Source organism: Nocardia pseudovaccinii NBRC 100343, assembly GCF_001613225.1.
Classification (GTDB): Bacteria; Actinomycetota; Actinomycetes; order Mycobacteriales; family Mycobacteriaceae; genus Nocardia; species Nocardia pseudovaccinii.
On record NZ_BDBY01000187.1, the window covers coordinates 53,260 to 64,980 of the forward strand.

The 11,721-nt window shown below is 65.9% G+C and carries 12 protein-coding genes; 7 read left to right on the forward strand and 5 right to left on the reverse strand.

Translation table 11 applies throughout. From position 1 onward, the window contains the following. Positions 1–307: 307 nt before the first annotated feature. From NP3_RS23670 to NP3_RS23700, 7 genes are all read left to right on the forward strand, one after another. On the forward strand, positions 308–1,111 hold the full coding sequence (locus NP3_RS23670) for a metal ABC transporter solute-binding protein, Zn/Mn family (RefSeq protein ID WP_245721083.1): 804 nt from the start codon (positions 308–310) through the stop codon (positions 1,109–1,111). Then, positions 1,112–2,026: a metal ABC transporter ATP-binding protein gene (locus tag NP3_RS23675; RefSeq protein WP_063043794.1), complete on the forward strand. Its 915-nt coding sequence runs from the start codon at positions 1,112–1,114 to the stop codon at positions 2,024–2,026. Beyond that, positions 2,023–3,012: a metal ABC transporter permease gene (locus NP3_RS23680; protein ID WP_084508868.1), complete on the forward strand. Its 990-nt coding sequence runs from the start codon at positions 2,023–2,025 to the stop codon at positions 3,010–3,012. Before NP3_RS23675 ends, NP3_RS23680 begins: the two co-directional genes overlap by 4 nt. Then, entirely contained in the window at positions 3,009–3,875 is an 867-nt protein-coding gene (locus NP3_RS23685) for a metal ABC transporter permease (protein WP_063043795.1), read from the forward strand. Before NP3_RS23680 ends, NP3_RS23685 begins: the two co-directional genes overlap by 4 nt. Next, positions 3,847–4,320 carry a Fur family transcriptional regulator gene (locus tag NP3_RS23690; RefSeq protein ID WP_063824876.1) on the forward strand — a complete coding sequence of 158 codons (474 nt, stop codon included), beginning with the start codon at positions 3,847–3,849 and terminating at the stop codon, positions 4,318–4,320. The genes NP3_RS23685 and NP3_RS23690 overlap by 29 nt, the downstream gene beginning before the upstream one ends. A 117-nt stretch (positions 4,321–4,437) precedes the next feature. Further along, a complete protein-coding gene (locus NP3_RS23695) occupies positions 4,438–5,442 on the forward strand; it encodes a permease (protein WP_373864782.1) in 1,005 nt (334 codons plus the stop codon). Continuing rightward, positions 5,439–6,194 carry a TIGR03943 family putative permease subunit gene (locus NP3_RS23700; RefSeq protein WP_063043797.1) on the forward strand — a complete coding sequence of 252 codons (756 nt, stop codon included), beginning with the start codon at positions 5,439–5,441 and terminating at the stop codon, positions 6,192–6,194. Before NP3_RS23695 ends, NP3_RS23700 begins: the two co-directional genes overlap by 4 nt. Before the next feature lie 231 nt (positions 6,195–6,425). On the opposite strand, the gene NP3_RS48185 is transcribed toward NP3_RS23700, so the two are convergent. From NP3_RS48185 to NP3_RS23725, 5 genes are all read right to left on the reverse strand, one after another. Then, a complete protein-coding gene (locus NP3_RS48185; protein WP_157124493.1) occupies positions 6,426–6,839 on the reverse strand; it encodes a hypothetical protein in 414 nt (137 codons plus the stop codon). After that, entirely contained in the window at positions 6,836–7,330 is a 495-nt protein-coding gene (locus NP3_RS49675) for a hypothetical protein (protein WP_218024925.1), read from the reverse strand. Before NP3_RS49675 ends, NP3_RS48185 begins: the two co-directional genes overlap by 4 nt. 83 nt (positions 7,331–7,413) lie before the next feature. After that, a complete protein-coding gene (locus tag NP3_RS23715) occupies positions 7,414–8,946 on the reverse strand; it encodes a hypothetical protein (RefSeq protein WP_157124494.1) in 1,533 nt (510 codons plus the stop codon). After that, positions 8,943–10,679 (reverse strand): hypothetical protein, encoded by a 1,737-nt coding sequence (locus NP3_RS23720; protein ID WP_157124495.1) that lies wholly within the window; start codon positions 10,677–10,679, stop codon positions 8,943–8,945. Before NP3_RS23720 ends, NP3_RS23715 begins: the two co-directional genes overlap by 4 nt. A 149-nt stretch (positions 10,680–10,828) precedes the next feature. Next, on the reverse strand, positions 10,829–11,721 hold an 893-nt coding region (locus NP3_RS23725), incomplete at its 5' end, for a site-specific integrase (RefSeq protein ID WP_157124496.1).

Below are 11,721 nucleotides of genomic sequence, written 5' to 3' on the forward strand. Positions count from 1 at the left end.
CGGGCCGGGGCTCACGTCCCCCAAACCCGAAAACTAAGTCCGAACTCCACAACAACGCCCGAAAACTAACCCTGAACACCGAAATCTATGCCGGGACAGGACATCGGGTCGTGCATCGGGGAGATGCGTGTTAGATTTTCGACAATGGTTTTCAGTTTCAAGATCTGATGAGGGATGCACGATGGCTCGTCCGGGTTTGAGTACACGTCTGGTAGGGGCGGCGGTTTGTGCGGCTGCGATTGTCGCGATGGGGACGGGGTGTAGTTCGTCGTCGGATTCGCCAGAGTCGGGCGGCAAGCTGGAGGTGGTGGCGACGATCAACGCCTGGGGCAGCATCGCCGCCCAGCTCGGCGGTGACAAGGTGCACCAGACGAGCATCATCAGCAGCCCCGACACCGATCCGCACGACTACGAGGCCACGCCCGCCGACGCGCGTGCCGTTGCCGGGGCAAAAGTCGTGCTGGCCAACGGGATCGGCTACGACGCCTGGATGGACAAGCTGCTGGCCGCGAATCCGAATTCGGATCGCACCGTGTTGGATGTCGGCAAGCTGGTCGGCGTCGCCGATGACGGTAACCCGCACCAGTGGTACGCGCCTGATGCGGTCGCCAAGGTCGTGGACGCGATCACCGCGGACTACAAGAAGGCCGATCCGTCCGATGCCGCGTACTTCGATCAGCAGCGGCAGAAGTTCCTCGACGAGGGGCTGTCGAAGTATCACTCTCTGATTTCGGAGATCAAGACCAAGTACGCGGGCACGGCGGTCGGCGCGAGTGAATCGATCTTCTCCCCACTCTCGGATGCGTTGGGCCTCAACCTGATCACGCCACCAGCGTTCTTGAAGGCGATCAGTGAGGGCACCGACCCGGCGCCTGCGGACAAGGCGGCCATCGATCAGCAGATCGCCAGCAAGGCGATCAAGGTGTACGTCTACAACAGCCAAAACAGCACCCCCGATGTGGCGGGCCAAGTCGACGCGGCCAAGAAACAAGGGATCGCGGTGGCGACGGTGACCGAAACCCTTGCCCCGGAGAACACCTCGTTCCAGGATTGGCAATCTAGCCAGTTGACGCAACTGCGCGACGCGTTGCACACCGCGACCGGCAAGTAGATGACCAGCACGAAGACAGGGGCCGCGATGGACGAAATCGCGGCCCCGCCGGCCCCCGCCGATACACCCCCCGCAGCCGCGATCCGGCTGCGGGGGGTCGCCGCGGTCGTGGGTGGAAAACGAATCTGGTCCGATGTCTGCTTGGACGTGCAGCCTGGCGAGTTCGTCGCCGTGCTGGGCCCGAACGGGGCCGGAAAGTCCACCCTGTTGAAGGTCGTGCTCGGCCTCACACCGCCGGTCGCGGGCACGGTCGAGGTGCTGGGCAGCCGCGCCGGGCGAGGCAATACCCGCATCGGCTATCTGCCGCAGCGGCGTGCCTTCGATGCGAGCGTGCGCATCCGCGGTGTCGACATCGTGCGACTCGGACTCGACGGCGCACGCTGGGGAACACCGATCCCATGGTTGTCCAGACTGCTCACACCCCAACGGTTTCGGGACAGGCAGCAGCGACTGCGGGAGGTGATCGAACTGGTCGGCGCTAGCGCGTACGCGCACCGCCCGATCGGGCAGTGCTCCGGCGGTGAACAGCAACGGCTGCTGATCGCGCAGGCCCTGATCCGCCGACCTCGGCTGCTGCTGCTCGACGAGCCTCTCGACAGCCTCGATGTGCCGAGCCAAGCCGGTATCAGCGCACTGGTACGCGATATCTGCCGAGCCCAGCAGGTCGCGGTCGTCCTGGTCGCCCACGACGTGAATCCGATCCTGCCGTATCTGGACCGCCTCGTGTACGTCGCGCGCGGAACAGCGGTGAGCGGTGCCCCCGAGGAAGTGATCACCAGCGAGAAGCTGACCGCGCTCTACGGTATTCCGATCGAAGTGCTGCGCGACAGCACCGGCCGGATGGTGATCGTCGGCCAACCCGATGTGCCCGCGGTGCACGATATCGCGGATTCTGTTGCGGGACAGCGGCAATGAACCCGGTCGCGACCTGGAATCTGGCCCATGATCTGCGCCAGATGATGGCGTATCCGTTCATGGTCAATGCCGTTCGCGCGGGCACTATCGTGGCCGTTGTGGCGGGGGCGGTGGGCTGGGTGATGGTGCTGCGGCGCGAGAGCTTCGCCGGGCACACCCTGGCCGTGGTCGGGTTTCCCGGTGCCGCGGCGGCCGTGTGGCTCGGGTGCTCCACCGGATTCGGTTATTTCGCCGCCTGTATGGGGGCGGCGTTGGTGATCGCCGCGCTGCCGTCGGCGGCCCGATCTCGCGGGGTCGGCGAGCAACCCGCGGTCATCGGTACCGTGCAAGCCTTCGCACTGGCCACGGGCATGCTGTTCGTCAGCCTCTACAAAGGATTCCTCTCCGGGCTGACGAACCTGCTGTTCGGCACCATCGCCGGTGTCACCGACGACCAGGTCACCCTGCTACTCGCGGCCGCAATCCCGTGTCTGGGGCTGCTCCTGCTGCTGGGCAGGCCACTGCTGTGGGCCTCACTGGATCCCGAAACCGCGGCAGCCCACGCAGTTCCGGTGCGATTGGTGGGTACGGGGTTCCTGCTGCTGCTCGGCGTCGCCGCGGCCGGCACCAGCCAGGTCACCGGGAGTCTGCTGGTCTTCGCGCTACTCGTCGCGCCCGCCGCCGCCGCGCACCAGCTCACCTCCCATCCCGGTATCGGTATCGGCATCTCGATCGTGATCGCCCTCGTCGTCACCTGGGCCGGTATGGGTTTCGCGTTCTTCTCGCCGTATCCGATCGGATTCTGGGTCAGCAGTTTCGCCTTCGCCTGCTATCTGCTGTGCGCGGGCTACCGAGCCGCGCTGCAGCGTTGGCACAGACGCCACGCTCCGGTACCGCAGCCGCACCGCGCGCTCGAACGAGCAGTCGCATACGAGCGCAGCCAGCGAATCATGTACCAGCGCGCATCGCGCATGCCGGAGCCGAACGCCAGACAGGTGCAGCCATGAGCGATGTGACCGCGATGCTGTCGCACCCGTTCATCATCCACGCACTCACCGCGGGCACCGCCGTGGCGATCCTGTGCGGACTCGTCGGCTACTTCGTCGTCCAACGCGGTGCCGTCTTCGCCGGTGACGCCCTCGGCCATGTCGCCTACACCGGAGCCATGGCCGCCCTCGCCGCCGGAATAGATCCGCGGATAGGACTTTTCGCCGCGACCGTCATCGCTGGACTCGCGCTCGGAGCAGCGGGCGGGCGTGGTGGCGACGATGTCGCGATCGGTTCGTTCTTCGCCTGGATGCTGGGGCTGGGTGTGCTGTTTCTGACCTACTACACCACCCACCGAAGCACCGGAAACGGCACCGCGAACGTCACCGTCTTGTTCGGCAGTATCTTCGGAATCAGCGCCAGCGCCGCCACGACCGCGGTCCTCATCGCCGTCGGTGTCACTATGGTGCTGCTCGCTATAGCGCGGCCGCTGCTGTTCGCCACGGTGGACCCGGCGGTCGCCGGGGCGGCGGGAGTGCCCGTCCGAATCCTGGGTGCGCTGTTTCTCGCGATCGTTGGCGCCACCGTCGCCGAGGCCACCCAAATCGTCGGCGCTGTAGTCGTTCTGGGGCTGCTGGCCGCACCGCCCGCCGCAGCCGCACGGCTCACCGGGCAGCCCTGGCGCGCGTTCTGGCTGTCTGCGGGACTGGCCACCCTCGCGGTCTGGGCGGGTATCACACTGTCCTATACGATCCCGGCCGCCCCCGCCAGCTTCACCATCATCGCCGTAGCCGCCCTCAGCTATCCAGCCGCTGTAGGCCTCGACCGAATTCGCCGATACCGTTCCCGCGTCTATGTCGCAACCGGACCGTCGCTCAGCTGAGCGCACAGTGGCGCGCCGCCATCGTGTGACCCTGCGGCAACGCGTCGTGCTCGACGCACTGCGCCGAGGCGATCGTTTCCGCAGTGCCCAGCAACTGCACACCGATCTCCGCCTGACCTCGACCATCGGAATCGGGCTGACCAGCGTCTACCGCATTCTGCATCGACTCGCCGACCAACAACTCGTGGAAACCCAGCATGCGGAGGACGGCGAACTGTTGTACCGAATCCGCGACAGCTGCGGCCACCACCACTACCTGATGTGCCGAATCTGCGGGCGCGCCGAACAATTCACCCTCGACGCTGTCGAACAGCACGCCGACCTCATCGCCAGCCAACACCGCTACCGCGACGTCAGCCACCGCCTCGACCTCTACGGCATCTGCCCCCGATGCGCCACAGAGCCTGAAATTACCGCGCAGTGCCGCACGGACGCCAATCGGTGAGCACCGCCGCCGCGAACATCGTGAGCCCGATAACACAGGACCAGAGTCGGTCCATAATCAACCAGGGCTGGTTTACGAGCCGATTCGACGGCCGCCGCTGACAAGATGGGGGGATCAGTGCTCGCACCGAACACGCTGAACTCGGTACGGACGAAGCTGTCCTCGACGTACGTGCTCGCGGCTCTCATCGTCATCGGGCTGGTCGTGCAGGCTCCGCTGGCGCGCGCGGTGGGGGCATCGGTGCGGTTACAGACCGCGGTGACGATCTTCGCGGGTGTCTTCGTCCAAGCGGTGCCGTTTCTTGTGCTCGGCGTACTGGTCAGTGGCGCGATCGCGGCCTTCGTTTCACCCGCTGTGCTGCGAAAAGTGTTGCCACGTAATGAATCCGTGGCAATCGGCGTTGCCGGTCTGGCCGGTATGGCACTGCCGGGCTGTGAGTGTGGCGTCGTACCGGTGGCACGGCGGCTGACCGACCAGGGCGCGCCGGGCTCGGTCGCCCTGGCGTTCATGCTGTCGGCACCCGCGATCAACCCCGTGGTCTTGATCGCGACGGCGGTGGCGTTCCCCGGCGAACCGGGCATGGTGGCCGCACGGTTCACCGGTTCACTGGCCACCGCGGTGGTGATGGGCCTGATCTGGTCGCGGATCGGGCGTCCGGCGTGGATGCTTGCGCGCGGAGGCGGGCACGACCACTGTGTGGTCGGGCGTACCCGCTGGGAGGTCTTCACCGAGGCCGCACGCCATGATCTGCTGCAGGCCAGCGCATTTCTCGTGCTCGGTGCGGCGGCGGCCGCCGCACTGCATGTGCTCGTCCCGCCGTCCTGGTACGAACATCTGGCTGGTCAGATGGCAATGGCCGTCGTGGTGATGGCGGTCTTGGCGATCGTGCTGGCGTTGTGTTCGGAGGCGGACGCGTTCGTCGCGGCGAGCATGTCTGCGCTGCCGCTGCTGCCGCGCCTGGTGTTCCTGGTGGTCGGCCCAGCGGTCGATGTGAAACTGTTCGCCATGCAGGCCGGAACATTCGGGCGGATGTTCGCAATGCGGTTCGCGCCGTTGACCTTTGTGGTGGCCGTGACATGCGGCACCATCGCCGGACTCGTCTTCCTGGGAGGTGCCCGATGAAACGCGAGACACAGAATCTGCTGTTGGTGCTGATCGGCGCCGCGGTGTTGTGGATCGCGCTCGACGGCGCCTACCTGCGCTATGTGAAACCGAGCCTGTATCCGTTCCTGCTGATCAGCGGCATCGGATTCATGATGCTCGGACTGGTCGCGATCGTGCGCGATATCCGCCGCGGCACCGCCACCGAGGATGAGTCCCACGAGCACGGCAGCGGCCGCTCCCACTGGCTGCTGCTGATCCCCGCCGCCGCCCTGCTGCTCATCGCCCCGCCCGCACTGGGCGCGAGCGCCGCGGTGACCAGCTCCCCGGTCCAGGTCGTGCCACGCGATTCGGCTCCGGCGGCACCGAAACAGTGGCCGTTCCCACCGCTGCCCGCCGAAGCCGCACCGAACTTGCCGGTCGTGGATCTGGTCAACCGGGCACTGCTGGATTCCAACCATTCCCTCGACGGCCGCGAGGTCACGATCAGCGGATTCGTCATCCACCCAAAAGATCTCGAACAACAACACCCCGCCACCACCGAAACCGACCTGGCTCGCGTGGTCATCACCTGCTGCGTCGCCGATGCCCGCTACGTGCTCGTACACCTGGCCGGTATGCCAGAACCCATCGAGGACGACGCCTGGCTACAGGTTCGCGGAGTCGTACAGACCGACAGCGCCCAGCACGACCCCGACCAGGCCCCGACCCTCGCCGTCACCGACTACCAGCGGATCCCGGCTCCCGACCGCCCGTATGAACGCGGGCGCTAGCGGCTACATGCCGCGTCCTACACGTGCGGCACGTTCGCCTAGCCAGATGGCACGGCGCTCTGGCCGCCAGCGGTCGGCAGCACTTTGCCCCGCGGATTCGGCACGCGGTCTACGTCGGTCCAGGTCACCCAGCAGCACGGGAACAAGCAACCTGCCTTACGGGGTCTGCCCAGTTTTGTAGACATAGTTTCGGGGGCTGACTATCGACCGTTTCCTGAGTGTGACGGCGGGTTAGTCGGCGCGGCGGGAGCCATCGATTCTGGTGACGTTGCTGGCCACTTCGAGCTCTGTGCGAAGCCTATGGACGGTCAGAGTGAGATGGCGGATGTTTGTAACCGCAAGGCCGAGATGCTCGCGAAGCCGGCGGTTGTCGCGGCGCAGTTTCGCGTTGCGGGCAGCGAGCCGAGTCTGATCAGCCTCGGCGGGAGACCGCTTGAAGAGCTGGGGCTGCGGCGCGCGTCGTGCCTCGCCGATCTCATGGGCGAGGTCGGGGAAGTGACGGCGGAAGGTGGTGTTCGACATGCCGAGCTGGCGGGCGACAGCGAGAACGCTTGGCCGATGGCCGTTTCGAGGTGCGTCGCCGAGGGCGTTGTCGACGGCGCAGCGTGCCTGTTCGAGCGTGGGAATGTCGGTTGCGCGGCTCACGAGTGCTCCTGAGGGTGTCGGGCGAGGAACATGGCAATCTCGTCGCGGCGACCTTGAAGAAGGCGCGCCATGAGCGGAGGCAATGCAGGCCGGGCGACGAGTTCGGCATCGAGACGGGTAGTCTCCGCGCGCAACGCTGTCCGGTTGTCCGCGGTGAGGGCGACATTCGGGCATGCGAGTGGCTGGCAGCTGCCGAGGTCGGGGCGAAGTTGCGCCCGAGTGTCGCGACGTTGACGGCACAGCGCTGTGGCGTCGGTGTGGACGCATGTGACGTATTTGTCGGGATAGACCGCGGGGTCGCCGCGTTTCATCAGCCGCTCGAGGCGACGTTGGTCGACAATAACCTTGCCCTGAAACCCGGCCTGTTCACCGAACAGCTCGAGGCGGCGGCGGGCTTCCTCTGCGGCGGGGCCTACGAGGTCTTTGTGCTCATGCGCCTCGATCATCGCCAATAGGTGCTCGCCCCGGGCGAGGGCTTGTTCGGACTCCACTTCGGCACGAAACCCCGAATCAGAGGTGCCCGCGTATCCTTCGAACATTTGAACGCTGAGGTGCCGATATGCGATAGCTCCGGCTATACTCCGCCAGGGCGACGCGCGACATACCAGGCCAGCGTGCGACGATACTGCCTGCTGGTCAGACGCCAGGGCTGTCCGTTCACCATCGGGATTCGGTCGGATCGTCCGTGGGTGTCGCAGTAGTCGTTGATCCAGCCGATCAGCCCATTGAGATATCGGTTTGTGGTGACCGTGGAGAGTGCGCGGGTGCCGGCTGCCGCCGTGGAGCTGTTGCCGCCAGGGTGGTGGGACAACGCGGAGAACAGCAGCATGGTGTCGGGCGGGTGAAGACGTTCCAGGATCTGGATGGCGCGGGCCGCGGGCTGCCCGATAACCCAGGTCGCTTCAACGCCTTGTGCTTCGTGCTCGCCCTTGAACGCCAAACTTGTTGCTTTCCAACGAAGTACACGCCCTTGGTCGTCTCGCTCGACGGTCAGGCATCCGCGGCGAAGGTGTTTGATCTCGGAGTCCCTCATACCGGAGAGGAACGCGATGGTGCCATAACAGGCCGCCATCAGCATGCGAGTCAACTTGCCCAGACCGTTGTTGTCGCCTGGATGCACGGATATTCCGTGTATCCAGGGCTTGTCGTCGAGCAGGCCGGTGATGCCGATTCTGTAGCAGGTGTCCGGTGCGAGACCGACGATGGCGGCGGCAGCCGCGATCTCGGCGTGGTAGTTCAGCAACGCACTGTGGTGGCCGCCTATTTCGTCAGCCAGGTGGGCCATGTTGGGTTGGCCGTTCCAACTGGGCAGCGGACGCTGGTTGCGGATGTAGTCGGCGAGCAGATCGTCGAGCCGGTGTTTGACCACATTGCGACCGGCGCGGGTGGTGTCGTGGTGGTCGCGGCATCGGCGCCATTCGTTATCGGCGCGCAGGATGTCAGGGGCGAAGTCATTGATGAATCGCAGCGACCACGCCAGTAGGGGGCCATGGACCGCTTCGGGGATTCGGTCGGTGGTGTTCTCACGGCCACCTGATGATCGCCTGTCGGGCTCGGTCCAGTCCTGGACATGAAGCGGATCAAACGACAACTGGTCGCTGGTGAGGCAGGCGCGGTAACGCCAGAAGTACCGCACCGCGCTGCGGATGCCCTGGCGGCGCGCTGAAGACGGAACCGTGGCCAGCAGATGCCGTTGGAAGTCTTGTAAGTCGGCGCCGATCAAGTCCGCCAGCCGTGGTCCGGATGGGCGCCCCGGCGGTGGCGTGCGCGAATCGAGCCAGGTGAGCATCAACTTCAGGGATGTGAAGTGGGCTCGCACTGTTGCGACCTCGGGCCGTGGCTCACCGTCGGGAAGATCGCCGGACAGCATGGTGTAGCAGACTTCTTTGACGACCATGCGGTAGCGGTGTGGGATGGAGTTGAAGTTCAACACGAGCGCCCGTTGGTGTTGTTGTAGGAGTGCGGGACGTAGGTGCCACTGGTCGTCGCCGAATCGTGAGGTGTGCTCGAGGACGGCTCCGGGGCGAAGGGGTCTTTGCTTGAGGACCAGGGCAGTGTCGAGCGGGTGTATCCCAGGAGCGGATGCCGCATTATTGGTTTGACTCATGTTTGGTTCCAAGGCTTTTCGACGAGGTCCAGCATGGCGTCAGTTGTTTTGGCGGCGGCGGCCTGTTCGATCTCGGCTGGGCTGAACTTCGTCACGACGTCGTGGCGGATCGCGGCCCAGGCCTTGCCGTAGCGTGCCCACCACTGGTCTTCGGAGAGTTGTTGTCGGCGTGTCGTGAACGCGTCCAGCAGGCCCAGGAGTCGAGGTAGATGGTCGCGAGTGATCAGGCAGTTGCCGCATTGGAAGCAGTCCAGGAACGACTGGCGGCAAGGCTTGCCGGTGGCCGGGTGGTGGTCGTGATCGGTGCAGGCCGACCATGCCGTGTCGAGCTGGCGGTCGGCGCTGCGTCGCGCGGTTGTCGCGTCGAGTCCGGCTTGTTCGAGGTGATCGGCGTCGGCCGGGCCGGAGATCACCGCCAAGGCGCCGCCAGCGCGTTCGAGTGCTCGGTGGTGGGCGGCCAGGGCGGATTGTTCGGCGTCGAGCAGCGACTCCCCGAAGACGTCTTGGGCCCAGGCGATGGTGGTCGGGTCGTTTCGCAGGTAGTTGCGGAACAGCACCGGGGCGGTGTTCGTCTTGGCCGAGCTGGGTAGATGTCCACCCATCTGTTTGGTGCGCCGAACATCGATGCTGGTCTTGAGCCTGTTGAACTCGACCGGCAGAGCGAGGGCGGGCGGGGCGTCTTCGGTGTCAGCGTCGGCCGGATCGGCGGTCAGGCCGTGGCGCGCGGCCCATCGACTCGTGTAGAGATTGCTCAGGGCGAGACTTCTGCGGAACGGGCTGAAGTGCTCCTCGCATCCGCTGACACCGGCTCTGCTGCCCATGCGCCAGACCGACCATAAATCCTGACTGCCGGTGAACCGCCGCCCGGCCGCGGTCATCCGATGCAGGAGCAGGTATAGACCTCCGGGAGTCCGTAGTTCCCGTCCAGGCGGCCCGATCTCCCAGGTCACCGTTTCCGACCATCGTTGGACTCCCCGTCGGCGTTTGATCACCCGAAGCTCGACCGCGCGGTCTTCGAGAAGGCGGTGCTCAGCGGGCAGCTCCTTGATCGTCTCGACGTTGTACCCGGTCACCGCGACCAACAGGACCAACAACGGAGCGAGATCCGCAAGTGTCAGAAACAGCTGTTCGGCCAGCTCCAGGCGAGCGCGCGGAGCCAGGTGAACCGGACTGGCGATAGCGGGAACGACGCCTGTGCTCTCGATCCGCGCCAGCAGCTCGGCGTGCTCGGCCTCGACCGCGGCCAGGCTCTGCGGTGCATGGTGGTATCGGGCGACCAGGGCGTGCCCGGCCAGGACACGGTCACGGATTTTCGCGACATCGGTTCTGGCCGCGCGAGTGATCGCGCGCAGTTCCCGGTCGGAGTAGCCGGGCTTGGTCTCCAGCAGCAGCGGGGTTCGCTTGGCGACATAGTCGAGGACTTCCTGTGCGACAAGCTTTCTCAGCGGCGCGGCGGATAAGAGCTTGCCGACCTCGCGAACATCGGCCCAGACGTATCGCTGCTTCGTCGAGGCTGCGCGAGCCTGCTCGAACGCGATCACCTGCGCGACAACCAGATCCTGGGGTCGGGCAGGCGCATCCGGCAACCCGTCGAGGAAACGGACGAATCGGACCAGCCGAACCCAGATGTCCTGCACCGAGGCAACCGTTCGGCGTCGACCCGCTGGTCCGATGCGCGCATGCAGTGCCGCCGCGAGAGCCTCGTGCCAGCCCGGCAGCGGAAGCTCATTCACTCGAAAAGTCCAGTGGCGTCCATCTTCTCCATCGAAGCGCACCGCCACACCGCCCGCTGTGTGCTCGACCGGTTCCGGCGGCTGGTAGCCCCGTGGTGCCAGCGCCGCGGGTCGATGGGTTCCGGTGCTGCCGCGTCCGTGGCGGGGGCTCACGCAATCCCCTCCGGCGCGGTGACGTCGTCGCCGAAGCTGTCCGCGCGGGTGTCGCGCGGGTCGTCCCACTCGTCGGGGACCAACGCCATGCGGGTTTCCATCTCCAGCTCCGCCAACGCGTGGAGATAAATCTGTGTGGTGACCACGCTGGAGTGACCAAGTCGCCGACGAACCCAGTCCAGCGGGTCGCCGAAGATCCGAACGTAGTGCGCGCGCTGAGGCGGCGTCTTCTCGGCGAGGGCGGCGATGTGGCCGCGTTGCAGCTGCTCGAGGGTGACCACGGCGAAGGTGTGCCGCAGGAGATGGGCGCAGGCGTGCAACGTCAACTTGTGCGCCCTACACCGGGCGTTGCCCTGCTTGAACATCGCTTTCCAGGTGGAGACCGTAAGCGGCATCCCGTACTCCGACAGCCAGAACGCCGCCGGTTCCAATCCGTCCGGTCCATCGACGAGTAGGTGGCGTCGTTGCTCCGCGTCGAGTTGGTCGATCCTGAGTCTGCGAACGCCCCCGGCGTGGGGCTGGAGTACGAACGGTCGCGCCGGGTCCTCGATGACCAAGGGCGCGTGCGTCTTTCGGTAACGGCCTGCGGTTCGTGCGTCCTGCACGACCTGGGCACGATCGATGTCGGCATAGGAGCGCAGATCGCCGCGCACCGACGCGGGAACATAGACCCACCGAGCGGACCCGCCCTTGGCGATGTTCTGTGGCAGCCAGAATCGCTGGAACCCGCCCCGCCCGTGCTCCAGCGGCAGGTCGAACCTCGTCAGAGCCGCCTGCTCGGACAGTCGCAGTCCCGTGCGCGCGATCAGATCGCAGAACGTCGCGTTGCGTGCCGCCCATCGTCCGCGAAACGTATTGTCCGGCAAGCCCTCCGGCGTATAGCCACGCA

What these genes read in the sequence shown, in the direction of transcription:
- NP3_RS23690 (WP_063824876.1), top strand. Translation starts at nt 3,847, where the DNA reads ATGTCGCAACCGGACCGTCGCTCAGCTGAGCGCACAGTGGCGCGCCGC.
- NP3_RS23680 (WP_084508868.1), top strand. Translation starts at nt 2,023, where the DNA reads ATGAACCCGGTCGCGACCTGGAATCTGGCCCATGATCTGCGCCAGATG.
- NP3_RS23685 (WP_063043795.1), top strand. Translation starts at nt 3,009, where the DNA reads ATGAGCGATGTGACCGCGATGCTGTCGCACCCGTTCATCATCCACGCA.
- NP3_RS23715 (WP_157124494.1), bottom strand. Translation starts at nt 8,946, where the DNA reads ATGAGTCAAACCAATAATGCGGCATCCGCTCCTGGGATACACCCGCTC.
- NP3_RS23675 (WP_063043794.1), top strand. Translation starts at nt 1,112, where the DNA reads ATGACCAGCACGAAGACAGGGGCCGCGATGGACGAAATCGCGGCCCCG.
- NP3_RS23700 (WP_063043797.1), top strand. Translation starts at nt 5,439, where the DNA reads ATGAAACGCGAGACACAGAATCTGCTGTTGGTGCTGATCGGCGCCGCG.